Consider the following 26,686-nt stretch of genomic DNA (forward strand, 5'->3'; position numbering starts at 1 on the left):
AACTATTTTATCAGAAATAATACTCACCAACTAAACAAGAAAATAGTTGTAATTATCAAGAATCACATTTACACTTGTACAGTTTAACAGTGAACAGCGATGTATTTATCTTGGGTTGAAGTCTTCGACTGAATCAGTAAACAGTGATAACTGATTTAACCATCAGTCTATTGTAACTTTAGTTGATGTTTTTCCAGTCATCACTAAATTATGATCGAATTTTGTAACTATCTTCCTGTAACCTAACACGATGTCTGCTAACTCTCTGCCTGAAGATGCTGCCATGTGGCACAGTTTGGAAATTAATAAAGCGCTAGACCTGCTTGATAGTAACGCAGACAGTGGCTTAACATCCTCAAAAGTTGAACAGCATTTCCAAAAATACGGCCCCAATGAACTAGAGGAACATGGCGGTCGCAGCACTTGGGAAATTTTGCTAGATCAGTTCAAGAACATTATGTTATTGATGCTGATTGGCGTAGCTTTGATTTCCGGGTTTTTAGATTTCGTAGCTTGGCAAGCAGGAACCTTAAAGGCCGGTGAAGTGCCATTTAAAGATACGATCGCAATTATGGCGATTGTTATCCTCAATGGTATCCTCGGCTATGTGCAAGAAAGCCGTGCTGAAAAAGCTTTAGCAGCACTGAAAAAACTCACCTCTCCTTTAGTACGAGTCCTGCGTGGTGGCAAATTAGAAGAGGTCGCAGCTAAAGAACTAGTTCCAGGCGATGTGATGCTGCTAGAAGCGGGAATGCAAGTGGCCGCAGATGGTCGCTTGATTGAACAATCTAATTTACAAATCCGAGAATCAGCACTGACTGGGGAAGCCGAAGCTGTCAATAAACAAGCAACTCTATTATTGCCTGAAGATGCATCATTAGGCGATCGCCTGAATTTGGTCTTTCAAGGCACTGAAGTAGTCCAAGGACGCGCTAAGGTGCTTGTAACCAACACTGGTATGACAACCGAACTAGGCAAAATTGCTGCCATGTTGCAAGCGGTGGAAACTGAACCTACTCCGTTGCAGCAGCGCATGACTCAACTGGGTAACGTCTTAGTTACTGGTTCTTTGATTTTAGTGGCGATTGTTGTTATTGGTGGTGTCATCCAAGCCAGAGGTTTTAGTAACATCCAAGAATTGTTGGAAGTATCCTTAAGTATGGCAGTGGCAGTAGTTCCAGAAGGTTTGCCTGCTGTAATTACTGTCACCTTGGCACTGGGAACTCAGCGGATGGTGCGCCACAATGCCTTGATTCGCAAATTGCCAGCAGTAGAAACATTAGGTTCTGTAACCACCATTTGTTCTGACAAAACTGGCACTCTAACTCAGAACAAAATGGTAGTGCAGTCAGTTTATACAAATGACCATACTTTTCGAGTTACAGGCGAAGGTTATGCTCCTACAGGAGATTTTCAATTAAGTGAGCAAAAAATTTCTATAGATGAGCATCCAGAGATTCCTGCTTTATTAGTCGCTTGCGCCGTTTGTAATGACGCAGTGCTGCAAAAAGAAAAAGGGGAATGGGCAATTTTAGGAGACCCTACAGAGGGCGCATTAGTCACCTTGGCAGGCAAAGCAGGTATTGAAAAAGATCAGTGGGACAGTAAATTATCCCGTGTTGGTGAATTTCCCTTTTCTTCAGAACGCAAACGCATGAGCATCATTGCTCAAGTAGAATCAATAGCCACAGGTGAACCATCCACAGCAGTTGACCCGGCGATCGCAGGGTTTGTCAATTCTGAACCTTACTTAATGTTCACCAAAGGTTCACCAGAGTTAATTTTGGCACGTTGTACTGAAATTTATTTGGGTACTAAATCAGCTCCTTTAACTGAAGCACAACGCACGCAAATTTTGGCAGCAAATGACCAAATGGCGAGTAAAGGTTTGCGGGTACTTGGTTTCGCCTACAAACCTTTAGCTGAGATTCCGCCGGAAGGCTCAGATGAGACATCTGAACAAAATTTGGTGTGGTTAGGACTAGTAGGAATGCTAGATGCCCCCCGCCCAGAAGTGAGAGCCGCAGTCCAAGAGTCTCGTGAAGCAGGTATGCGTCCAGTAATGATTACTGGCGATCATCAATTAACCGCACGAGCGATCGCTGTGGATTTGGGCATAGCCCAAGAAGGTGATACAGTCCTCACAGGGCAAGAATTGCAACGAATGAGCGACCAAGAACTAGAAGAAAACGTTGACTTGGTAAGCATCTATGCCAGGGTGGCTCCAGAACATAAACTCAGAATTGTCCAAGCACTGCAACGCCGCGGTCGATTTGTCGCCATGACAGGCGATGGTGTTAACGATGCCCCTGCTTTAAAACAAGCTGATATCGGGATTGCAATGGGTATCACTGGTACTGATGTGAGTAAAGAAGCCAGTGATATGGTCTTATTAGATGACAACTTCGCCACGATTGTTGCCGCCACCAAAGAAGGCAGAGTCGTTTACACCAACATTCGCCGCTTTATTAAATACATCTTGGGTAGTAACATCGGTGAAGTTCTCACCATCGCTGCTGCCCCACTTTTAGGATTGGGAGGTGTTCCTTTAACTCCACTGCAAATTCTGTGGATGAACTTAGTTACAGACGGTTTACCAGCCTTGGCATTAGCTGTAGAACCCCCGGAACCAGACGTAATGAAGCGTCCGCCCTTTAGTCCCCGTGAAAGTATTTTTGCTAGGGGTCTGGGTTCTTATATGATTCGGATTGGGATTATTTTTGCCATCATTACAATTATTTTGATGGAGTGGGCATATTATCATTCCCAGGCAGTGGTGGGGCTAGGACTAAGTCCAGAACGCTGGAAGACAATGGTATTTACTTCTTTGTGTATTGCCCAAATGGGTCACGCGATCGCCATTCGCTCTAATAACAGACTGACTATCGAAATGAATCCCTTCTCTAATATTTTTGTATTGGCGGCTGTGGTTGTCACAACGATTTTGCAGTTAATGCTGATTTACGTTCCCCCCCTGCGAGATTTCTTTGGTACACACTGGCTACCTCCGACAGAGTTGGCAATTTGTATTGGCTTTAGTGCTTTGATGTTTGTGTGGGTGGAATTAGAAAAGCTATTCTTACGCATTATCGGCAAGAAGAGTGTATAAAAAACATGAAGTTTTTGGGCATAGGGCAAGTGGGAATGGGGCATGGGGAAGAAGTAATCAGTTATCACTGTTGACTGATAACTGATTTAACCATCCATGAAGGGATGGAGTTTCCCGCCGCTTTCAATAAAATAAGCATTTTGAGTTTTGACTTTTGAACAGCGGTACTAACCTTTTCAAGGTAGGTAAAAATGTTAGATAATGCTCCTCTTTAAATTTCTTAACTCTGTGTTCTTTGTGTCTCTGTGGTTTATAAATTTTAACCATAGCGGCTAATACCCACATTCACTCATGTATCTCAAAACCCTACACCTTCGACAATTTCGCAACTACCAAGAGCAAAAAATTGAGTTTACTGCTGCTAAAACAATTTTGGTAGGTAATAACGCTCAGGGAAAATCTAATTTGTTGGAGGCGGTAGAGTTGTTAGCAACATTGCGATCGCATCGCATGGCACGCGATCGCGATTTAATTAAGGAAGGGGAATCTGTATCTCAAATTCAAGCCACCCTAGAGCGACAAACTGGCATCAGCGATTTAACTTTAACTCTGCGTCGTAATGGTCGCCGCAGCGTTGCTCTTAATGGCGAGTCGATGCGGCGACAAATGGATTTTCTTGGTGTTCTTAATGCGGTGCAGTTTTCCAGCTTGGATTTAGATTTAGTGCGCGGCGGCCCTGATGGTCGCCGTAATTGGTTAGATACACTTTTAATTCAACTTGAACCGATTTATGCTCACATTTTGCAGCAGTATAATCAGGTATTACGTCAACGCAATGCCTTTTTAAAACAAGCTCAAGATGCAGCTTCTAGTCCTAAGAACTTAGAACAATTAGCATTGTGGGATGCACAATTAGCAGCCACAGGAACAAAAGTAATTAGAAGACGCGATCGCGCCATTCAAAGACTTGCTCCGATTGCTGCTGCTTGGCACGCTAATATTAGCGGCAGCACAGAAGTTTTACAAATCCAATATGTGCCTAGTGTACCCTTAACACAAAATCAGCCAGAAGAAGTACAGCTAGCTTTTTTAACAAAAATTCAACAGCGAGCCGTTGCCGAAATGTACCGAGGTACTACCCTTGTCGGTCCCCATCGTGACGAAGTAGAATTGACAATTAACCAAACACCTGCTCGTCAGTATGGTTCTCAAGGTCAACAACGAACTTTAGTATTAGCTCTAAAACTAGCAGAATTACAATTAATTGAAGAAGTCGTCAAAGAGCCTCCATTACTCTTGTTGGATGACGTTTTAGCCGAGTTAGACCCATCGCGCCAAAATCAATTACTTGATGCCATTCAAGACCGTTTTCAAACCTTAATTACCACCACTCACATAAGTTCTTTTGACTCCCAGTGGTTAAATTCTTCTCAAGTTCTGCTTGTAAATGCAGGAAAACTATCATCGTGAGTGGGTATGAACATAAAGAGACAACAAAGAAAATACTTAATCTTACTCAATTTAATTTTTAATTCCCGAAGGGATGCCCCATGCCCAAAACAAACCATACCTTAGATCAAAATGAAATTGCATCACTAGGTGCATCATTACGAGAAATTGAGCAAAAATCACTAAAACAAGCTCACAAAGAAGGTAATACAAGAATTTGGTTTCAAGGTGAAGAACCGTATTTTGATGTCTTCTTTGAATTTAACAATAATAAAATTTCATGGTTTCAATTTACATTTCGCGGTAAATCTATTTCCTGGGATACAAGAAAACCAGAATTGCAAACAGGTACTACCAACGAATTATGTCTTGATGATGTGAGCTTTTATGCAGCTAGCAAAACGATTGAAAACGATCAAAAATCAGATGTGGAGTTTATTGATTTAGTTAAATCAATATTAGAAACTAGATCAAAAGAAGCTATTTTTGCTCAGGCATTAGCATTATTTAGTTAGTGAGCATTAACTAGATATCTTCTAATCTTTTAAACAATTTGAGAACTATAAAAGTTAACACAGCACCAATTAATCCTAACCGCCATAAACCAAATCCAGCCGTAATTCCCAAACCAGCAGAAACCCAAATAGATGCAGCTGATGTCAATCCGTGGATCTTTAATCGCTGTGATGTTTTGGAAGAGTTGCTGACAATTTCTCCAGCCCCAATAAATCCTACTCCCGCTGCAATACCCTGAATCACGCGACTGAGAGCATCAGAACTTGGTTGTAGCGAAACTATCTGTAGAGGTATGAGAACAAACACAGCAGAACCAAGACATACTAACATGTGGGTTCTTAAACCTGCCGGCTTATTCTTAACTTCACGTTCTACGCCAATAATTGATCCTATCAGTAAAGCAAGGCATAGCCTCAAGACGATGTTCAGCCAATCATCGGGTGCAATATAGTAAGCGTTTGACAATTTCTGTTACTAGGAAAAAATACTACATACTATAATACCAATTAATGTAGATCAAAATATTCTGACTTAAATTTTAATAACTTAAATACAAAATCAATATTTTCTTGAATCAAACATATTGAATAATACTTTTATAGCTATACAATAATCTTTTATATTTGTTTACTAGTCTGCTCAAGAAGATATTATTTTTATTCAAAAAGCTCATATTTCATTTATAATCTATGTCAACATTAATTATATTCACTAACAGCGAGATTATTACAACTGATAATTAATATACTGAGTGGATAAACTCTACTGGCTTAACCAAATTAAACTACAAGACCGTGCCCAAGTAGGTGACAAAGCATTTGACTTGAGCAGAATTATACAGCGTGGCTATCCAGTGATACCTGGTTTTGTAGTTTCAGCAGAAGTTTTACGACAATTCCTAGAAACTCTCAACAGTTCAGAGTCATTAGTTGCAGATTTACCTTATTCTTCTTTGCACCTGGATGTAGCTAATTGGCGGCAACTTCAACAGGTAGCAGGTCGCTTGCGTCAAGAAATTATGACAGCGACTGTACCATCACAGTGGGTAAGTGCGATTTTTCAGGCAACTAGAGAATGGGAAAGTAATTATCTAATTTTGCGACCAACCTTAGCATTATCAAAGGTGATGCCAGGGTTGGGTAATACATCTGGGTTACTAGAGTCAACATTTTGCTACTGTAATGAAGAAGCGATCGCCAAAGCATTAAAGCATACCTGGAGCCAACTATTCCGTGCTAGAAGTTTATTGTACTGGCAGCGATTAGGAATTAGCCTCCAAAAAATTAATTTAGCAGTATTGGTACAACCAGTTCAAAATGCGCTCGCTAGTGGCTTAATTAATGCTAATTCCTCAGGGTGGAAGATAGAGGCGACTTGGGGATTAGGAATTGCGATCGCTCAAGGAGATGTGTCACCAGACACATACTACTTGCAACATGGTACTGAGGTTGTCTTAAAGCGCCATTTAGGCAACAAAATGCTAGCTTATCGTTTTGACAATGGCACACCTGTAGATGTTTCGCACTCGATACTTAACTCAGTAGTAACAGCAGATAACACTGGTATATCAGCTTATGTACTTGAAGAAGCTCAACAAAAACAGTACGCTTTACAAGAAGAATACCTGCAACAAGTAATCACTCTGGGGAATCAACTTGTGAGTGAATTAGGTAAAAATTTTACCGTTGAATGGACTATTTCTGAGTCAGATTCAGCGCCCAAGCTCTACTTAACACAAGTGAGTAGTCCCCAATCTGCAATTCCCAATTTACAGTTTATTAAAGGATTGGGGGCAGCAACTGGACGCGTCACAGCAACAGCTTATGTAATTGCCAATTCTCAACAAAAACCAGAACAACTTCCTCAAGGAGTAATTTTAGTAGTTAAAGCATTAACACCTGATTGGTTGCCACTGCTACAACAAATTGCTGGAATTATTACACAACAGGGAGGATTAACCAGCCATGCTGCAATTCTGGCTAGAGAGCTTGGTATCCCTTCTGTCGTGAGTGCTACTGATGCCACCATCCTCATTCACAATGGCGAACGGCTACTTTTGGATGGTGATAAAGGCGAAATCTATCGGATCAAAGAAGACAGATCAAAAGAAGTAGAACATCAGGAACACCATCACCTTATAACTCCATCACCTACACCTAACCTACCCATGATTGCTACCCAGCTGTTGGTTAATCTCAGTCAACCCAACTTGGTAGAACAAGTGCAAAGTTTACCTGTGGATGGGGTAGGATTATTGCGCTCAGAATTAATGTTACTAAGTACATTAGAGGGACAGCATCCCCAGAGTTGGCTTCTAAATGGACGGCGGACAGAATTGTTAGAGTTATGGTCTGAGCAAATTATGCGGTTTGCTCGGATATTTGCTCCTAGACCAATATTTTATCGCTCTTTAGATTGGCGATCGCCCGATTTTCCCTCATACGCGAATAGTCCACAGTCGAAGTTAGGCGATCGCGGTACATTTAACTATATAGCCAATCCGGAAGTTTTTGAATTGGAACTGGCAGCTTTAGCAACTGTGCAAAAAGCTGGTTACAGCAATATTCACCTATTATTGCCTTTTGTGCGGAGTGTGGCAGAATTTTCCTTTTGTCGGCAAAAGGTTGAGCAAGCAGGGTTAACTCAGATCTCCCAGTTTCAACTGTGGATTATGGCAGAAGTGCCAAGTGTGTTGTTTTTATTACCAGAGTATATCAAAGCAGGTGTAACTGGAATTTCCATAGGTACAAATGATTTAACTCAACTGCTGCTAGGAGTAGATCGAGAAGAAGGACAATTAGCAAAAGTATTTAATGAACGTCATCCGGCGGTAATGAGAGCGATCGCCCAATTGATCAAAATGGCGAAAAGTGCGGGCATACCATGTTCAATCTGCGGTCAAGCACCAGCACTTTATCCCGAAATCATTGATCAACTAGTGGAATGGGGTATAACTTCGATTTCTGTCGAACCAGAAGCCGTAGAGCGAACATATCAGGCGATCGCTCGTGCCGAACAACGCTTGATTTTAGCAATGGCACGTCAGCAAATGAATCAGTAGGCACTGAGTCTAAGTAAAATCATCATGGTTTTTAGACTCATAACATAAATCTTTTTAAATCAGCATCACAATTTGACTAATACGCCGGGAATAATATTTTTTTGACTAATTTACATACGCTAAATCACCTATAAAATATCAATTATAGACTTTCAGTAAAGTTTATTTACAGCTCAAAAATAATTGTTTAAGCTATGTTTAGCTGGCTACGAAATACTCATGACATCGGATGACAAAGAATGTTTATTAAGCAGGAAATTTTAAACAATAATTTAGAACCAGTTTTGCATAGAGAAAATAAAAGTGGTGTTGAATCTTTAGCACAACAATGGGCTAAAAAATATGTGCAGAATCTCCAGGTTGATAGCAATCAAGAAAACTCCGAACCGCTAAATTTGTCAGAGATAGTCTCGCCAGCTGGAAGAAAGAAAACTGCTCAAAAAATAATGGAATCTTTACGCAGTGTCAGTGCTAAAGCCTGGAATAAAACAGAGGCACTGCTATCTCACCAAGTCAAGCAGCATTCCATAGATCCTGACATTATTAATCCCTGGGAGATGGCAGCGGATTCTTTTAAAATTTACCAAAAAACTTTAGATGTATACACCCAGCAAGTTACATCAAGACCCTTATCTGAGATTATAAAACTAGCCAAGTCAGGTGAGCCGCTTTACGAACAAGCCTTGTTAGTGTGTACAGAACAAATAGCTCCTAATCAACTGGCTACAGTAATTGGTGCAGATATCGGAGCTATTAGACAAAAATACACAAGTGTTGATCCTAGAGTCGTCGGCTTTGTGAATATGCAGTTTCATTACACTAGCCAAATGCTCTTACAACTGCTAGAACCTTTAGAGCGATCGCTTGTTGGTGCATACTTTAAAGTCATTGATGACCATTTATATATGCCATTGCAACGTGCTTACGAAGCAGCGGCAGAACATAATTATAATTCCTTAGCCTTATCCGCAGTACAACAGTTATTACCAGCTAGTACGCAAATTGCCCAGAACATTTGTCAAAGAGTAATTGAACTTTACCCAAATTATTACTCCATGTCTGGTGTTTTAAGCGACCCAGTAATCAAAACTTCTAGTATTCGAGATGTGGAGATGTTCCAAGTATACCTATGGGTATGTACCTTAGAAGGAAGTATCGCCGCTATTCAACAAGAGTTGTTTCCTTTATGTGTAATGCTTTATCCGACATTAAAAGTGCATTGGGAAATAATTCGCCAAATGCTGCACTTATTAGGACAGGAAATAAACACTCGCCTGACTTCTGAACAAGCTGACACCTTAATGCCATATTTTCAGGCTTTGTGGCACATGTTCTCTCCACAGGTGTTTGGTGAACTTGGTTTGTAAAAAAGTCGAATTACCAAAAATGAAGGATGAAAAATCAAAAAACTTCATCCTTCCATAAATAAGAAATAAAAAGGAAATTTTTAATTTAAGTAAGTCGGTGCAATAAAACCAAACTATGTAACGAAAAGTAAATAAGGCTCAAACTCTTTCTCCCCCTGCTCCCTGCTCCCTGCCCCCTGCTTTATTCCAACAATAATTATTTACACCGACCTACTTATTTTGTATATCCAGTTTCTCTTAAAAACTTACGTAAGTTAGCAAAATACTGGAGGCGATCGCTTTTTTGATAAGCTTGTTGCACTCGTTGCCAACCATCTTGCCCTTGACCTAACAAATACTTATCTGCCAAGTAAGGTGCTAAAAATCCTTTACCGTCGTCGCCTTGTTGCCTTGCCTGATTGTAAGTTTTCCATAATTCAAAGGCATCATTGTAGATTAATTTGGGATAGCGACGAGTAACATCAATCATTTTTCCTTGACGATATTGCCAAATTTGCAAAGGATACCCAGAAGCCGCATAAGCTGTAAAAGCGTAAGCAAAGCGATCGTCTCTACTTTCAAACTCTGGTAGCCCGTCTTTATCTACATCTTGGAGCCGATATCCACCATTGCCCCAATCATGACGAACTTGAGTATACTTTTTGGATTTGCTGTCGTAACGGTAAATCAATGAATAAGTACAACAGTGCGCTCCGCCTGTGAAAAAATCGGCAATTACTTCTGGTTCTTGATTGCCGTCTAAATCTAGGACTGGTAACTTATTATCTGTAAAAACCCCAGCAGGTCGGTCATATTCGCTTTCTTGGGGCAATTTTTGATCTAAAACAGTTTGACCAGCCCGGATAATTTGCAACCGAACATTTTTATACTGGTATTCTTCTGGTTTGTCATAAGATATTTTTGCCTGTACATTGCCCGATTGCCCTGCGATCGTTTCTGCTGTGCTGGGTTGAGTGAATACAGCTGACATGCTTAAAACAGCTAAACCGATCAGAGATTGATTGATGAAAGTACGAATAATATTGATCATGAGTGTTGTATATAGCTGGTTCTACTTTATACAACACTCCAAAAATGATCAATATCGGAAAATTGCTGCTGCTTGCGTAGACTCTGGCATTTGTTCTGGCTCAACAGTGTAAACCTCACCACCATTTAAAAGTGTCTGAATGGCAGCATCTAATATGTCTTCATCGTTTGGTTCTGGCTCTGGGTGTAAATCTACAGTCATTACTTGAAAATAATGTCATCAATAATTAAATTCCTATCTATTTCAAAGCTTCAATTACCAAAATTCATCTTTCTTTCGACAATAAATTACCCACTATGTACACCATTCTTTAGATGGATAAACAAGTGGGTAGAGATATAAATATTTTGAACTTAAAACTTAGTTTGCTGTTTAAAGCTAAAAGATAAGTTGATTAATTTTTGTTCATCCAGCATTTAAAGGATTAAATTTGGTGGTGTTGCGAATTGATGCCTGTCTCTGTTTGCCGTTGCCTAGCAAAACCCAAAGATATTTGTTTCATCAGCCAGTACAAACCTATAAGGATTAAAAAACTGACAGTAATAATCACCAACGGCTGTTTGCCAATAAGTTCCTCTACGCCTCTGGTGAGTAAAGCATCTGGTTGAGTGATGAAATCCCAACTGTTGAAACGCAAGAACCGCCCCCAATAAATACCAACAGCACAGAGAGCATGAGTAATTAATTCAACTCCTAAAATCCATTGACTTTTCCCAATGCGGTGTAAATAGTGACCCAAGTTAATTAGGGAAATTACATAAGCTTCAAACCCAGCTAAAATTACCACTAGATAAACAGGAATTAGCACTAAGGTAATCATCCATATCGATTGAATTGTGCGGATGTCGTGGATAAGATGAATTACATCAGTCAACAAATAAGGTGCATTTGGTAAAAACGCGTAGAATACCAAGAATCCTAGCCACCAAACCCAAGAACGGCCGCGTCTGCCACGAAATAGCCAGACACTTAAAGCTAAAGGGATAAAAGCCAGAAACAAATTCCAAGTCATCCAACTCATGTTAATACGCAAGACCTGCAAAACTCTGGCTATCAATTCCTCTTTCATAGCTATTTACTCACAAGACGTGTGATTGATTTAGATTTGCTTTGTATATTAATTTTAGTAACCGCTTGACAAAACAACTAAAATATGGGTTAGGTCTTATCATTGTTTCAGGAAGTTTATTTTCTGGAAAACTAGATAAGGTTTTTGTACATTTTATTAAGTTGGACTGTAGAAATAACCAGCTTAAGTAACTAGTATAGCCAGAAAATAAATAGAAACACCACGATGGCAACAGCCTGATCAGCTAATCAGTTAAAGTAAAGATAAGTAAAGAAAGTGCTTTAAACTAAATGGCTGCTCTACCTTTAGAAGAAATCTCTGCTCAATTAGAAAGTCCAAATTTGCGCGATCGCATGGTAGCCTTGGCTAATCTGCGCCATGTATCTCCCGAAGATGCAGTACCTTTAATCAAAAAAGTTTTGGATGATGAATCTCTGCAACTGCGCTCTATGGCTGTATTTGCCCTAGGAGTTAAGCCAACACCAGAAAGTTATCCAATTTTAGTCAAAATTTTGGAGAACGACCCAGACTATGGCATTCGTGCTGATGCTGCTGGTGCTTTAGGATATTTGGGTGATGCTAGGGCTTTTGAGGCACTAGCACGAGCATTTTATGAAGATACTGATTGGCTAGTACGTTTTAGTGCAGCAGTTTCCTTGGGTAATATTAAAGATCCCCGCGCTAGTGAAATTCTCATTCAGGCTTTAGATAGCAAAGAAGTTGTTTTACAAGAAGCTGCAATTTCCGCACTAGGAGAAATTGAAGATATTGAATCTGTAGATGTGATTTTGCGGTTTGCCCAATCAGAAGATTGGTTAATACGGCAGCGTCTTGCAGAAGCTTTGGGACATCTGCCTACCGCCAAAAGCATCTCAGCTTTAAAATATCTAGCAAAAGACAACCATCCCCATGTTGCCGAAGCTGCAAAAATTTCTCTCCAGAGGCTTGAAGAAATAGGCTATCAAGCTTAGTATTCGGGCTTCCTGGTATCTTTTAATCATAATTAAGTGGGATTTTTAGCATTTGAATCATGAATATTGAAGAGTTTTTTCAGTTAAGTGCTGGTAAATGGTTTTCCCACCGTACTAGCCACCATTTGGCTTTTAATAAATCTGAAGATGGCAAATCAGACATTATCATTGAAATGCTGGCAGCAGACCATCCAGAGGTAATTAAATTATGTCAGCTTGACGAAATTATTCCTAATTCAGCTGCTTGTGGTGCTAAAGTTACTTGGAACGGCACAATCGAACAGGATCAAAAAAAGCACAGCGGCTCCACTGTGTTAGTTTTAGTTCCTGATGTGGATAAAGCCAACGAAGGTAAGTTACTGCGGGAAACAGGCGATACCAAAAAAGCCCTTGTCACTGGACATTATAAAATTGGCACTGATGAGGCGCTGATCCTAACTACAGAGTCCGAAACTATCTGTTCTGAAGAACGCTTGTGGTTTGCTAGTCCCAATTTGCGGATGCGTGTACTTGTTATCAAGCGCGCTGACGGTTTTAGTACGGCTTCTTTTACTTCTGAAATTCGCATGGGTGGTAGTCCCGCAGCGGCCAAGGTATCAGAGGCGGCTAACCCCGTATCAAGTTAGTCTTGCTGTTTATAGACACTCAAAGACATAGCGAAACCCAACAAAGCTTTGATCATGTTGGGTTTTATTTCTCAAACGCCACTCACTTGAAGTCGGGAAACCGCAAACCTCTACAGGTTTTAATTTTTTACATAAATTTTCAAATATCCTCTAAGCTAGATTTTTTACAAGCCGAAATCAGATATGAAATGTTCTGGTATGCGTACTCCAAAGACAATTCTTTATCCTTCAATAAAGACAGAACTTGCTTTAATTCCTCTTCAAGATCTTGCTCCTGAATACGCAACTCGGTCAATAACATTTTTTGAATAGGTTTAACAATCCGCCTGATTTGCTCTTGATTTAGTTCCTCATCTTTGGGATATTCGGTGATGAAACTATGAATAATAAATAGCTCTGAATAATCAATTTTTTTGCTGTTAATTACTTGAAAAATCTCTCTAGAGTTTTCTTTAACAAATCTTTCTGTAGTATACTTCAAAATTACTGGATCTAATATATAAAGTGTGGTAATATCTTCTGTATTTTTAACAATGAAAGAGCGTTTTGCGATTAAATCATCTAAAACTTTAAACAACTGATTATAAGAAAAAACTTGATGACTATCTTGTACTAATTGATGCCATGTAGCTGAATTACGTCTGAGAGCTACCCAGTAAATAAGAGTTGTTTCTACTTTTGATAGCTCTTGAAATTGTTGATCTAAAAATTCAGTAATTACATCATCAACATAAATTGATGTATTTTCTAAAAAATCTGATAAATCTAAAGACACGTTCTGAACTTTCCGTGCAATTCTTTTCAGTATCCACGGGTTGCTATAGCGTTTACTAAACTCCTCTAGTTCACTATCTGTGGCATAAATACCTTCTGCTCTTAAAATTTTCGTTGCTTCTTCATAGTCCAAAACTTTTAATCTTTTTAAACGAACTAGTTTTCCTTCTAATATTTCAATATTCGGAGTTATTGTTCTACTAAGTAATAATAAACTGCTTTTGTGTGCTTCTTTAGCAACTCTATCTACAAATACGCTATAGTTCGCATAATCTTCGCTATCATCGTCTGCAACTTCTTCCCAACCATCCATTACTATTAAACATTTGTAATTATCTAAATACTGAATTATTTGAGAAATGTCACCTGATTCTTTTTCGCCTTTAGATAAAAAATGTATTAGTTTTATCAATATTTCTAGAAAAGGGGGTGCTGATGTCAAAGAAAGCCAGATCAAATAATCATATTTATCGGCGATTTTATCTACTAAATGACGAGCTAAAGCACTTTTTCCAATTCCCCCTATTCCATGAATTACAACTAACCGACAGCGTTCTTTAATGAGCCATTGCTGAATTTCGGCTAACTCTTTTGTACGACCATAAAAGTTAAATATCTCTGGTGCTTCGCTGAGGTTTTTACGGCGTTCTACATCATTTTCTGCGACATCTTCCCATTTTAAGTTTAATACTTGGCAAAAAGCCTTGAAAGTATCAGCTTTAATGGGTTGTCTTGCTTCCCGAAAGCGTTTCCAAGTCGCTAGTGCAACAGCAAATATTTCGGTATTGTCCCAGTTTTTATGCGGCTCTAGAATTTTACTTGCTTCCCTAAGAAATATTTCATCCGTATCCCAAGCCTTTTCAATCTTGCCTACTGCCTCAATTCTTTCCTTTTTGGCTTGTTCAATTTTTTTTATCCTGGCTTTTTTAATGAAAAGTTTTCCGCTTTGAGAAACTTTGAGACTTAGCATAGTCTTGTGCTGTATTCATTTTTAATCTTTAATTCTATCTTGCGTTACTAGTAGTCTATCAAGCCAACTTTGCTGGGTTAATGGGAAAAAAATCCAGTTTTTTTCTCCCCCTGCCTCCTCTGCTTCTGCTGCTTCCCCTGCTTGCCTCCACCCGTCATTGTTCGGTTGACAAACCACTAGGGATTATTTCGTTCTGGTGACTTTAAATAATTAAAGTAACATTTATTGGTGTCACGTTTACATTCAGCTTGTACTAAAATACCAATACCTTCAACTTGTTTGCGATCGTGTCGGTCATTAAGTTGGTGATTAAATTTTATTTTTGCCGTAGCACCAAGTGCAAAAAAATTCGGTTCGTTTAATTTTTCGTATACTTGTTGACGGGTTGGATTATTATTTCCTTTTAGTTTAGTCAAAGCTTCAACAAATACTTTCGCTGCATCATAAGAAGTAAGTGTTCTCCAACTCACATCTTTTGTTCCCCAAAGTTTTGTAGTTGTTCCACTGAAATTACTATCAGCAAGAGTTGCATGAGAAGATACAGCAATCACCATACCATTCGCTGCGTCTCCAAGTTCTAAAGTTTGTGGATCATACAGAACATCTCCTCCTAAAATTTGGCGACTTTGTCTTTGTGATTTAACTTCTTTTGCAATATTTAGTGCCTCTTTCAGAGTATTAGGGCTGGGAGCTAACATTAGTACTTGCACGTTTTCTCTTATTGCTTTATCTTTACAATCTTGCAATGCATTTATAAGCTTTAAATCACAACCTGTGATATTTTTATCTATTGCTCCTAGTCTTCTCAGTTCTTGTACGAATTTATCTCTTAGAGACTCGCTATAATTGTTTTCAGAATCAAAACTAATTAAGACTTTCTGCCATTGGCTATTGCTTCGCATATAGTTAGCTAAATCTTTAGCAGCAATAGAATCATTAGAAGCTGTGCGGAAAACGTATTCATTCAGAGGCTGTTGTTGACCAAACAAATCTTGTCTAATAGCAGTACTTGTGGGTGAAATCAGAACAAGCTGCTTTTTACCAAAAATATCTCCTGGTTTCCAAATTTCGTCGCTGGTGTAACGACCAATCACTCCTAATATTTTACTATTGCTAAAATATGGAAGGTCTCCGAGAATATTCTGCTCAGCAATATATTCAACTTCTTGTTGTTGACTATCATGTTTTACTATAAGTATTTGCAATACTGGCGCGCTTTCTTGTTCACTTTGAACTTGGGCGATACCACGCAATATTTCTAGAGCATTTCCCCGATCTACTTTTAAGTCTGGAATAACAACTGCTATAGTTGGAAGATTACCATTAATGGTTTGAGCAGCCTTGGAGTTGTAATAATAAATCCATGTCTCTGGATCAACTTCACACTGATTATCGGTAGAGGATGTTTTAAGAGCAGCTTGTTTAAATTTCTCTATGGATTCTAAAAAAGCATCTTCGGCTCTTCTAAAATCTGCTGGAGAACTAGCATTTGCAAATATTTTCATTCCTTGAGTTTTTAAATCATATGCTGTTCTACATTCTGGAACGGTGGCAACTGCTTGTGCTTCGGCAATTAAAGCTTCTTCTCCCCTGCTAAAATATGTTGTTAGATGTGGGTTGAAGTTTGCAATAATAAAAGCGATCGCTACTCCTAACAAAACCAAAAAGCCTAAACTTCTCCAACGCCATCGTCTAAAAATTATTCTAATCTTTTGAACAGTGAAAAGACTTCTTAATTGTGTTAATAATGCCGTTATAAGTGGTGGTGATTGTGTCGGTGGTGGTGATTGTGTCGGTGGCTGATCAAGTTTTCCTAGCACCTCTTGTGCAGACTGATATCTTTGAGCTGGAAATGGCAACAGCATTGTGTCTAAAATGACTGCAAGCTTTTGTTCTACGTTAGGAGCATATATTTTCCAGTTTTCGCCTAGAGGATTAGAAATATTGCTTATTTGTGCTGGTTCTTTACCTGTCAATAAACAAACACAGGTTGCGGCGATACCATATAAATCTGCTGTAATATCTATATTTCTACCACATAGCTGTTCTGGTGGTGCATATCCAGGTGTACCAATTGCACGAGATTGACTTACAGGAATACCAGGCTCTAATTCTCTTTTGATAGCTCCATCAAAATCGATTAAATAGATTTTATTATTATCCCTATGACGAATTATATTCGAGGGTTTAATATCTCGGTGAATAACATTTTGTGAATAAGTGTAGCTAATTATTTCTAACAGCGATCGCAAAACTTCTAATACTTCAGATTCCGAAAATCGCCTGTGAGTTTTATTGGCTAATTCCTGAGCCAGGGTTTGACCAGGAATATACTCTTGTACTAAATAAAAGAATTTTTGCTGTGCAGATATGTTTAAATCAAAATAATCGTATACTCTGGGAATTTGTTGATGGCTTAGACCATGTAAAATTTTTGCTCCTTGCTTAAATCCCTTTTCTACTAATTGGAGATCTGATGGTTTTAGCCGTTGAAGAGGACGCAAAATTTTTACAGCACATTCTTGCTCAAAGGTGAAATCATATGCGCGAAATGTTTTTCCAAATCCTCCACTGCCTATTTCCTCTAAAGCCAAATAGCGACTTTCAAGAATAAGATCTGTCCTACATCTGTCACAATATCTCTGTTCTTTAGGATTGATATCAAGCAAGCTATCAGTCAAATTCTTTTCAGGTGATGTGCAGTTAGGATTAGTGCAGTAAACTCTCATTGATTAACCTTCAGCTTGACTATAGCTACATACCAAATAGCAAAAACTTACAAGCAGACCTGTAATTTTTCTTTATTACATATGATTTTTAATGAAGCTAAATTTTTACCTCATCTCTATGTGCAATTTCTACACTTCATTTTCTGAAGCAAAAGCTAAAATAACTAGATACAAATATAGATTGTAAACTTATCCAAGCTAGTTTCAACCTCATTTGTCCTTGCATGTCACCATTATCTAATAAATAGTCATATTGCAGAATTATTATTTACGTAATAGTTATCAAATGAAGTCATTATTCTAACAACATCCTCAAAATTATATTTTTATCATAATTTAATCTTATAATTTGTGATGAAGTTTTGAGTCTTTGTTTATATTTCAAAGGTAGTTCTAATTACTCCCAGAAAAATGTCACCATTTTGACTATTGTGATTTGGTGCTGTCAGCCAAAGCAGACCAGGAGTAATGCTGATATTGTCGTTAATCTTATACTTATAAAACCCTTCAATGTGAAATCCGGTATCTGGGTCGCTACGAGGTAAGTCTGCTAAAGGTGCTGAAGTACCTGTCAATCTAGGCTGCATCCCGATAATAATCCCTCCTAAATTACCTTGTTTGCCCAAATCAGGGAAAGCTAAGGTTACAGCCCAGTTCCAAATATCAGCATCGCCTTTAACTTCTCCAGTCAGTACCCGTGCATTGGTATAGCCTACCCATCCACCGAGTTGAAAACCACTACTAATTTTGACATTCGTTTCAATACCATAAGAATTAGAAGAAACTTTTCTGCCTCCTAAGTTAGATGGTAAACTGCCAGTATTGTGGCCTAAACCGTTGTCGTTGTAAGCATTGACGTAGGTGAAAGCAATCTTAGTAGTTGTATCTTGGTTATTTGGATAAAATATAATCTGCCCCAATGCACCATAACCACTGTTAAACAAGCCACTACCAGGGTTATTGGCATTTTTTGCTAGATATATCGCCTGTGCTTTGATATTCCTGTTCGGTTGATAGGTAACTATTACACCCGTATCTCCACCCAAACGATAAATGGCATTGTATCGACCAAAGCGAGAAATTGTCGCATTTGTATCGCTTTGTAGAGGATTAATAACATCTCCATCGTCAAAGTAAGTATTAAAACCTGTAGCAGCGGTAATTGTCAACTGCTCATTTAGAGAAAAACGATATTGCAACTTACTGAGTACAGCATTATTAGTTGTATCACTACCAGATTGGAAACTTAAGCGAGCTTCATTTCCAGGTGCATTCGGATTAATCACACTACTCGCTTGAAGTCGTATACGTAGCTGATCTTTTCCAGTAAAGCTAGTATCAAAGTTGAGGCGTATTCGGCTAGAAAATGTGAGGTTGCTATTATCTTCATCACCACTACGGCTAGCATCTCCAAAAGCATCTACCGCAGCAAATATCAATTGACCATTCAATTTTGTAGTTGTAGAAAACTGCTGTTTTTCTAGTTGTTCTGTACGTGCTTCTAAAACATCAACTCTACCCTGTAAGGTAGTGAGTTCTACTTTGAACTCCTCTTGGAGCTTTTGCAAACTTACCAAATCTTCTTTGGCAACTACGTTGTTGATATCAGCAGCAATTCGTTGGTTAACTTTATTTAAACAGGCGTTTAATGCAGTAGCAAACTCAAAGCGAGTCATCGCACGACTTCCTTTGAAACTACCGTCAGGGTAGCCAGCAATACAGCCATAACGCTCAACTAGAGACTGTAATGCTTGAAATGCCCAGTCAGTTGGCTGTACATCAGAAAGCTGAGAGACTGAAATAACTGGTGTAGAATTTAGTTGCACATATTGATTAACTTCCTGAAGAGAATCATTTAAATGCTCACTAGATTGCAAACTTTCAGCTTTAACTCTTACATTCGCAATTAGTATCAAAATTAAGACTGGAGAAACTAAGCACAAAGAAAACCTGAAAAATTGCAACATATTTTTATTTTCAAAAAATCAGTTTATATACTTTTACGTTGAAGCTTTATTCATACAGTATCAGAAACATCATTCAGTTTGTGAATTGAATTTCAACTATATATTCAACTTTAAATTCAGAATATTCAATATCTTCATTTTTGTTACTCAATTGATTAAATGTATTAATTTAATTCCGAAATAAGCTAAACTCACTAAAAGGATTTTTTTCCAGTTGACAAATGGGTACTGAAAAAATGTCGGAACTCATCAGAGTGGCAAATGATCTAGTTATCCCTAAAACAGGAATAGGTTTGACAGATGTGCAAAAATCTATCCTGGAACAAGTTTTTGCAGGAAAAAAGCTTAAAGATATTCAGGTTACTGGATACGCGGATGGCACGGTACAGCGAGTATTTTGTCCAAAACTTTGGGAATTATTATCAGACGCTACAAAGCAAAAGATACGTATTAATACAGTAAAATTAGTCTTAGAAAAATTATTAAAAGAATTAAATTCTCAAAAAAGTAACGACAACGAAATTGTTACCCCCATCGAACTGCCTTCAATTCCTGCGCCTATTCTCTCCAAACAACTGCGGCACAATTTACCTGCTCCTAGTTGCACTACATTTGTAGGTCGAGAAGAAGAAATTGCTCGGCTTTTGGAGTTACTTTCACCCAGGCATTCTGCACATTTGGTGAGCGTCGATGGTATTGGTGGTGTAGGCAAAACAACCCTTGTTCTAGAAGCAGCCTACCGCTGTATGCACGCTAGTCATAACAATGAAGCCTTTCTGGGTGTGCCAACCTTCGATACTATTATTTTTACTTCGGCCAAACAGTCTTACCTTACTTGTTTCGGGTTATTACCAAGTTTGGCTCCCAGACGAACTTTACGTGATATTTTTTACCAGATTGCACGCATATTAGATGAGTTAGATATTACTGGGGTGAGTTTTGAAGAACAATTAGATTTGATTAAAGATGCCCTCTCCTGTCAGCACACGTTGCTAATTGTTGATAATTTAGAGACGGTGGAAAATCAGCAGGATGTTTTGGCATTTTTGTATGAATTACCACCAACCGTTAAAGCAGTCATTACTACCCGCGAACAAATTTTGTTTGTACCTGTGCGGTTGACATCAATGCCAGAATCAGACGGTCTTTGTTTAATTAAGCACGAAGCTGAAGAAAAAGGAGTTGCTCTCAGCAATAAAGATAGTCAAACACTTTACCAAGTTACGGGTGGTATTCCAGTCGCCATCAGTTATGCAGTAGGACAGTTAGCCAATGGCTACCCTATCAAAGAAGTATTGGGAGGGGTGTCTCAGTCTACAGGAGACGTTGCCCGTTTTTGCTTTGAAACTTCTGTGAACCCGCTTGTAGGACAATCAGCCCATAAGTTACTCATGGCACTAGCGTTATTTCCGATGCCAGCTTTACAAGATACTCTTGTGCAAGTTGCAGTGCCAGAAACAAACCCGAATACAACAAGTGCTGACTTGGCTAGATTGCGAGGACTTTCCTTGGTCAGACAAGAGAATAATCGCTACAGTATGCTACCACTAACCCGTGAGTATGCCTTAGCTGAACTAAAAACCCACCCTGAGTTTGAAGGCAAAGCCAGAGAGGGGTGGATTAGTTGGTACTTAAATTTCTCCCAGAGGTACATCGGACAAGATGCTAAAGGGTGGCAAGGAAAGTTTGATGGTTTAGAGGAAGAGTGGCAAAATTTACAAGCTGCGATTGAGTGGTGTATGGTTGAGGATCGATACGCCGAAATGTTGAAGTTTTGGCAAAATCTTGAGGCATACACTCATATTATGGGTCGGCGAGAAAGTCGTTTACGATATTGGGACGATCGCCTGACTTGGACAGCATGGCTAATTCAAGCAGCAGAACAACGCGGGGACTGGTCAGTTGCAGCCAAAGTAATGGTTGACCGTGCTTGGACTCTCACCTCGATGGGTAAACACAAGCAGTTAGAAGAAGCAGACAAACTATTTACTCAGGCTTGGGAGTTACGTCATTATCAAGAAAATTTGTTTATGCTGACCTTAGCAAGAAATACAGCAGTTTTACGCATTCAACAGCGAAGGTTGGATGAAGCGCAGACTTGGCTAACCCAAGCAAGACAATTACTGCAAGAGACACAATTAGACCAACAGCAGCGATCGCGGCAATTAGTCCAAATTAAATATTATCAAGGTGAGATTTTTTTTAAAGATGACAAATATGAGCAAGCAAGAATAATTTTTCAAGAAACTCTAGAACTTGCACAAGCAATGAACTGGACACGCGCCATCTTCTGTACCCAAAACTGGTTGGCTGATGTTGCCATCAAACAGCAAAGACTAGATGAAGCCGAACGATTATTAATAGAAGGATTGCGTGTAGCAGAAGCTAACGAAGATAAAAGTCGCATTGCATTTTGTCAACGCTCATTATCCTTTTTGGCAAAGGCAAAAGGCAACTTAATTGATGCTCAAAATTGGGCAAATAAAGCATTAGAAAACTTTGAAAAACTAGGAATGCTACCGGAAGTAGAGGAAACAATAAATGTGCTGCAAAGCCTAGATATTGAAATATGAAAAACTCCACCCATAAGGGGATGGAGTTTTTGGGCATAGGGCATTGGGAATGGAGAAAAAGTTATCAGTTACTAGTTATCACTGTTCACTAATTTAATCACCGATGAAGGAATGGAGTTTCTCGCCGCTTTATATAAATTTAAAAACAGCAAGCCTTATGTATAATTCAAAAGAATTTCACAACAAGCAGCAGGAGAGTTACCCATAGCACCTTGCCCAAAATTTAGCTCGAATAATTCCTGAGTTTGAGCAAACACTAATTGCCATTCTAAACGTTCAGCTTCTTCTTTAATACCAAAATCGGGAATGTGTTGAAGACAAGCACTAAATAGGTTTTGGCAGTCTTCTTCAAACTGATGAATATTAGCTGTATGTGCGTGTAGAACTGCATCAATTTCTTGACTAGGAACCATTCTTATATGTGGATATTTTTGGATCAAAAATAATAACATTACATACTGCTTAATTGCCGATAAAGCTTGTGTAACATCCAATTTTTGATATTTATCTGAGCTAAGAAGTCTAAAAAATATTGCTTGCCAGTCAATCAATTTGACTTGATCAAAGAAATTGTGATTGTTTCTACGCTGGCAACAATTTCTGGTTACTATTTGGATTATATTCAATTTAATCCTCCTAATATAAAGTTTATTCAAAACATGATTTAGCAAAAACTATAACTTTAATTATTCATAATTGCTCAAATTGGAGTAACGAATCTGCTCTGGGTAAACTCGAAAAGAATCAAAGAAGTTAACAGCTTCTGTAGTTAACTCATCTTTTGTCAAAGACCCCATAAAATAAAAACGCTGATTAACTACAAATGCGCGATATTGCCCCAGACTTCCATCCGAATGTTGCATCAATAATTCCAAGCCAGGATGTCCATCAATTACAAGATTAGTAGTTCTAATAATCTTGCCAGTATGACCAATCGTTTCTCGCATAGCACTTTGCAATACTTGCCGAAGTTGGGGGATAGGTATTCTGGAAGCTTTTGGAAAGTCTCTCTGTATAATGGTGTACGCAGTTTGGGTAGTAGCACTAAAAGATGTCAAGCGATTAAGTATGTTTTCTGTAACTACACCTGGCATCAGAATTTGACAATCCCGTTGTGGTCCCCAATATATGTAGTTTTGAGCCACTAATAAAGGCTGTTTAGGTGTCCGAATACTAGTATTAACAGATACTACTTTATTTGCAGATGTGGGTTGATTAACCAATGCTAATGCTGGGTCTGGAAACGCAGAAACCATTACAAAAAAACTGACAGCAAAAGTTTTTAGAGTATTTGTAAGTAACATGACTTTTTATTCTTGTCTGTGTTAAATAGATATCTCTTGGTTGAGCTATAATTAGAGATTTACCATTAAGATAAATATGAGTTCAAACCTCAGTTTTAGTTCAAAGAAGAGTTCATTTAATGCTCACAGAGAAGTTTTCAGTTTCAGCAAACCCTACTTATACCTTGAGTTCATGTATAGCTAGTTAGTTATAGGTATAAAAAAAGTCGCTACAGCTTTCAGCGCACAGCGTAGCGTTTTGCAGAGAATACCAAGGAAGTTTCCCTATTTTCCCTATGCCTAGAGTGACACAAGAAAGTTATAAATATTTAAATTTGTAATAAACGAGCGATCGCCTGGGGTAATGGCAGCACAATCATTACTAATAAAGCCATTGCAATCAATCCCAAAACGTCACGTCCGTTATTCAGTTCAGTAACATCATTCAAGGCAGGTTCATCAATTAAGGGGATGAATAATAAGATAATCGCCCAGACAAAAAATTCTGGCTGGACTAAAGAAAGTAGTAGCAATAACAAGCGAGAAATTTGCCCAATAATGATGGCAGTGCGTTGACCAAACATTGCATGAACAATGTGACCTCCATCTAATTGTCCTACAGGCATCAAATTTAATGCAGTGACAATTAGCCCTAGAAAACCAGCCACGGCGATAGGATGCAAATCAATAGCTGATTTCGCTGTTAACTGACTTCCTAATGCTAACTTTGAAAGCAACGCCAGTAAGATTGAATATTTAGGATTAAGTGCATCAGGATTTAATAGTCCTGTTTTTTCAGTCACAGGAACTACTTCAGAATGAGCTAAACCCCATATTAATAAAGGTAACGTGGCAATAAAACCTGCAATTGGCCCAGCAATGCTAACGTCAAATAAAGCTTTACGGTTAGGAATTGGACTTCGCATCTGAATAAATGCACCAAAGGTTCCCAAGAAAAAAGGCATGGGAATAAAGTAAGGCAGAGTCGAGCGAATTTTGTAGAATTTAGCTGTCAAATAATGGCCAAGTTCGTGGATGCCTAAAATAGTCATCAGCCCTAAAGCATAGGGTAATCCTTTTAAAAATATGGTTGGGTCAGATTGAAGCTTCGTCGGGTCAATACCAGCAGTTTTTGCCCCTACTAGGGTAGTAGTTAATAAAGTCGCTACCAGTAGTAATAATGCTAATCCTGGGCGAGTTAACTTTTCTGGTTTACTGGAATTTCCTGCTTTAGCTGCTTGAGTATTGGGAACAAGCACAAAGAAGGGTTTACCATTGAGACCCTCTTGAAAAATTACTAAGAAGCGATCGCCAAATTCTGCTTCAATATTTGCTTTAATCTGTTGGTAGGCTTTGCCGGGCGTTGTTCTTAACTGGCCTCGGCAGATCACAGCTTGGGGTCTGTATTCAATGTTTTGGATGTAGTATACAGACCAAGAAAAGCAATTTCGCAGTTGAGTTTCTTGTGTTGGTTCAATGGGACGCACTGGTACTGGTTCTGCGATAGGATGGATAGCCGATTGTGATTCTGGAGATTGGGGTTCAGTTTGCGTATCTTTTGGTGTTCTACGCCCCCATTGAAACAATAGCCAGTATAACAAAAGACAGATCAGTGAAGGCCAAATAATTAGTGATGGCGGTGGAGGTTGCTTCACCCCATACATTAGCGTCCACCCGCTTAATAGCAATGCTGGTGTCATTAGTACCAGCCACAACAACCAGACAGGAGTCCGGGTGATGTTAGCGACGCTGCGCTGCACCATCAGATAAGTAGCAAGTCCCAATAAAAGGAGAAACCAAAATGTCATGTGATCTTCAGTAATTTTGAAAAAACGTCCTACCAGTAATGTCAGCACCACATCTCTCACTACTAGGTAGAATCTCAATCCCAATTTTTGCCGCAATAGTTAACAGTAGTTGTTCAGTCTTAAATGTAAATTCTTAAGAAGTTCAACTCTATAACTAGATTTTTTACAACTCCTCAGTTTCAGTTTTTGCCCATGTGCCCCTTACCTCAACCGCCGAATCATCCAGTTAAGCCACCACGGGTTGTACTCTCTTACGAAGTTCCGATCGGAGGAAACCTCCGCTCTGACTTCGCGCTAGATAGCATCTTTGCCTTTCCACCAAATCGGGACACATTAGGAGGAACATCTTACTTCATTGTAAGAAATGAAGGCAACATCCTTATAGATTGCCCTGCCCTTGACCAAACAAATCAAGATTTTCTGCGATCGCATGGGGGCGTGCGTTGGTTATTTCTCACTCATCGAGGTGCTATTGGTAAAACAGCAGAAATTCAACAAACCTGGAGTTGCGAAATTCTCATTCAAGAGCAAGAAGCCTATCTATTGCCAGGATTAACCGTAACTACTTTTGACCAAGAACTTAATTTTACTGCAACAACACAAATAATTTGGACACCTGGTCATTCTCCTGGTTCATCTTGCTTATATTACAGCGACTTTGGAGGAGTGCTATTTTCTGGCCGCCATTTAGTTCCTAATCAACAGGGCGAACCAGTACCATTACGCACAGCAAAAACTTTTCACTGGCCACGACAAATTAAGAGTCTCCAGTTTTTGCTAGAACGTTATTCACCAGAGACTCTCCAATACATTTGTCCTGGGGCTAATACGGGGTTTCTCAGAGGCAAACGTGTAATAGATAATGCTTACCAGCGCCTGACAAAATTGGATTTACAAGCTTTGTTGCGGATACAGCCCCTACTTTAAACTGAAGTTCCACTGTGCCAATGTCATAATACCTAAAACTCAATAGTTTCAGTTGCAGTCTCTGAGCTAATTTCAGATTTATGATGATTTGCTAACAATTTCATGACCCGACAACCACACGACCAATTTGCTAAACAATATTTAGAAGAATTGCTTTCCCCGTTTGGAAAGGTAGAAGTAAGTCGGGAAGTCACAGATGAAGTTCGCCAAGTAGATATCTTGTTTTCTCCTACATTTTCTTCCAATGCTGACCTTCAATCTCTGGGGTTACTTGGTAGAATTGCCACAACTGCCTCATTATTAGAACCTTTCCGCAATCAACCCAGTAAAACCGAGGTACGTAATTGGGGACTTCCAAGAAATAAATTAATCAGCAAAAATCATAAGTTAATCTTTAAGAGATAATGATAATCATTCTGAAAGGGTAAGAGGTGGTTGCCGTCGGCAACCACCTCTTACCCCCTCAAACACAGAAGGAAAAGTCTGCATCTGCACTCTGTAAATAATTTCAGTGCAA

20 protein-coding genes are annotated in these 26,686 nt (G+C 39.0%); 10 read left to right on the plus strand and 10 right to left on the minus strand.

The genetic code is table 11. From position 1 onward, the window contains the following. Window positions 1-250: 250 nt before the first annotated feature. The 3 genes from QI031_RS27515 (at window position 251) to QI031_RS27525 (ending at window position 5,013) form a co-directional block, all read left to right on the plus strand. The gene (locus QI031_RS27515; protein WP_281482741.1) at window positions 251-3,109 is read left to right on the plus strand and encodes a cation-translocating P-type ATPase; all 2,859 of its coding nucleotides are present in this window, start codon (window positions 251-253) and stop codon (window positions 3,107-3,109) included. A gap of 291 nt (window positions 3,110-3,400) precedes the next feature. Continuing rightward, the gene (gene recF, locus QI031_RS27520; RefSeq protein ID WP_281482742.1) at window positions 3,401-4,519 is read left to right on the plus strand and encodes a DNA replication/repair protein RecF; all 1,119 of its coding nucleotides are present in this window, start codon (window positions 3,401-3,403) and stop codon (window positions 4,517-4,519) included. A gap of 80 nt (window positions 4,520-4,599) precedes the next feature. Further along, window positions 4,600-5,013 carry a hypothetical protein gene (locus QI031_RS27525; RefSeq protein WP_281482743.1) on the plus strand — a complete coding sequence of 138 codons (414 nt, stop codon included), beginning with the start codon at window positions 4,600-4,602 and terminating at the stop codon, window positions 5,011-5,013. A gap of 10 nt (window positions 5,014-5,023) precedes the next feature. Here QI031_RS27525 and QI031_RS27530 read toward each other — a convergent pair whose 3' ends face one another. Then, complete coding sequence (locus QI031_RS27530) at window positions 5,024-5,479, minus strand: MgtC/SapB family protein (protein WP_281482744.1); 456 nt, start codon at window positions 5,477-5,479, stop codon at window positions 5,024-5,026. A 286-nt stretch (window positions 5,480-5,765) separates the two neighbouring features. On the opposite strand from QI031_RS27530, the gene QI031_RS27535 reads away from it, so the two are divergent. Continuing rightward, window positions 5,766-8,075, plus strand: a complete 2,310-nt coding sequence (locus QI031_RS27535) for a putative PEP-binding protein (protein ID WP_281482745.1) — start codon at window positions 5,766-5,768, stop codon at window positions 8,073-8,075. Window positions 8,076-8,314: 239 nt separating this feature from the next. Continuing rightward, window positions 8,315-9,442: a hypothetical protein gene (locus tag QI031_RS27540; RefSeq protein ID WP_281482746.1), complete on the plus strand. Its 1,128-nt coding sequence runs from the start codon at window positions 8,315-8,317 to the stop codon at window positions 9,440-9,442. A 214-nt stretch (window positions 9,443-9,656) separates the two neighbouring features. On the opposite strand, the gene QI031_RS27545 is transcribed toward QI031_RS27540, so the two are convergent. The 3 genes from QI031_RS27545 to QI031_RS27555 all read right to left on the minus strand — a co-directional run bounded on the left by QI031_RS27545 (window position 9,657) and on the right by QI031_RS27555 (window position 11,541). Next, entirely contained in the window at window positions 9,657-10,472 is an 816-nt protein-coding gene (locus QI031_RS27545) for a hypothetical protein (protein ID WP_281482747.1), read from the minus strand. A gap of 48 nt (window positions 10,473-10,520) precedes the next feature. After that, window positions 10,521-10,673 (minus strand): hypothetical protein, encoded by a 153-nt coding sequence (locus QI031_RS27550; protein WP_425525994.1) that lies wholly within the window; start codon window positions 10,671-10,673, stop codon window positions 10,521-10,523. 223 nt (window positions 10,674-10,896) lie between these two features. Continuing rightward, window positions 10,897-11,541, minus strand: a complete 645-nt coding sequence (locus QI031_RS27555; protein WP_281482748.1) for a DUF1361 domain-containing protein — start codon at window positions 11,539-11,541, stop codon at window positions 10,897-10,899. 290 nt (window positions 11,542-11,831) lie between these two features. On the opposite strand from QI031_RS27555, the gene QI031_RS27560 reads away from it, so the two are divergent. Both QI031_RS27560 and QI031_RS27565 read left to right on the plus strand, forming a co-directional pair. Continuing rightward, window positions 11,832-12,512 (plus strand): HEAT repeat domain-containing protein, encoded by a 681-nt coding sequence (locus QI031_RS27560; RefSeq protein ID WP_281482749.1) that lies wholly within the window; start codon window positions 11,832-11,834, stop codon window positions 12,510-12,512. 59 nt (window positions 12,513-12,571) lie between these two features. Beyond that, entirely contained in the window at window positions 12,572-13,138 is a 567-nt protein-coding gene (locus tag QI031_RS27565; RefSeq protein WP_281482750.1) for a phycobiliprotein lyase, read from the plus strand. 139 nt (window positions 13,139-13,277) lie between these two features. Here QI031_RS27565 and QI031_RS27570 read toward each other — a convergent pair whose 3' ends face one another. The 3 genes from QI031_RS27570 to QI031_RS27580 all read right to left on the minus strand — a co-directional run bounded on the left by QI031_RS27570 (window position 13,278) and on the right by QI031_RS27580 (window position 19,578). Further along, window positions 13,278-14,882, minus strand: a complete 1,605-nt coding sequence (locus QI031_RS27570) for an NB-ARC domain-containing protein (RefSeq protein ID WP_281482751.1) — start codon at window positions 14,880-14,882, stop codon at window positions 13,278-13,280. A 176-nt stretch (window positions 14,883-15,058) separates the two neighbouring features. Next, entirely contained in the window at window positions 15,059-17,611 is a 2,553-nt protein-coding gene (locus QI031_RS27575) for a bifunctional serine/threonine-protein kinase/ABC transporter substrate-binding protein (protein ID WP_281482752.1), read from the minus strand. Between the two features lie 374 nt (window positions 17,612-17,985). Continuing rightward, entirely contained in the window at window positions 17,986-19,578 is a 1,593-nt protein-coding gene (locus tag QI031_RS27580; protein ID WP_281482753.1) for an iron uptake porin, read from the minus strand. A 236-nt stretch (window positions 19,579-19,814) separates the two neighbouring features. On the opposite strand from QI031_RS27580, the gene QI031_RS27585 reads away from it, so the two are divergent. After that, window positions 19,815-22,151 carry a tetratricopeptide repeat protein gene (locus QI031_RS27585; RefSeq protein ID WP_281482754.1) on the plus strand — a complete coding sequence of 779 codons (2,337 nt, stop codon included), beginning with the start codon at window positions 19,815-19,817 and terminating at the stop codon, window positions 22,149-22,151. A gap of 155 nt (window positions 22,152-22,306) precedes the next feature. Here QI031_RS27585 and QI031_RS27590 read toward each other — a convergent pair whose 3' ends face one another. The 3 genes from QI031_RS27590 to QI031_RS27600 all read right to left on the minus strand — a co-directional run bounded on the left by QI031_RS27590 (window position 22,307) and on the right by QI031_RS27600 (window position 25,242). Next, window positions 22,307-22,645: a glycine-rich domain-containing protein gene (locus tag QI031_RS27590; protein ID WP_281482755.1), complete on the minus strand. Its 339-nt coding sequence runs from the start codon at window positions 22,643-22,645 to the stop codon at window positions 22,307-22,309. 192 nt (window positions 22,646-22,837) lie between these two features. Continuing rightward, a complete protein-coding gene (locus tag QI031_RS27595) occupies window positions 22,838-23,455 on the minus strand; it encodes a hypothetical protein (protein ID WP_281482756.1) in 618 nt (205 codons plus the stop codon). Between the two features lie 308 nt (window positions 23,456-23,763). Continuing rightward, the gene (locus tag QI031_RS27600; protein ID WP_281486141.1) at window positions 23,764-25,242 is read right to left on the minus strand and encodes a site-2 protease family protein; all 1,479 of its coding nucleotides are present in this window, start codon (window positions 25,240-25,242) and stop codon (window positions 23,764-23,766) included. 192 nt (window positions 25,243-25,434) lie between these two features. On the opposite strand from QI031_RS27600, the gene QI031_RS27605 reads away from it, so the two are divergent. Together QI031_RS27605 and QI031_RS27610 are read left to right on the plus strand one after the other, a co-directional pair. Further along, entirely contained in the window at window positions 25,435-26,169 is a 735-nt protein-coding gene (locus QI031_RS27605; RefSeq protein WP_281482757.1) for an MBL fold metallo-hydrolase, read from the plus strand. 102 nt (window positions 26,170-26,271) lie between these two features. Then, entirely contained in the window at window positions 26,272-26,574 is a 303-nt protein-coding gene (locus QI031_RS27610) for a hypothetical protein (RefSeq protein ID WP_281482758.1), read from the plus strand. Window positions 26,575-26,686 lie beyond the last annotated feature (112 nt).

Source organism: Halotia branconii CENA392, assembly GCF_029953635.1.
GTDB lineage: Bacteria > Cyanobacteriota > Cyanobacteriia > Cyanobacteriales > Nostocaceae > Halotia > Halotia branconii.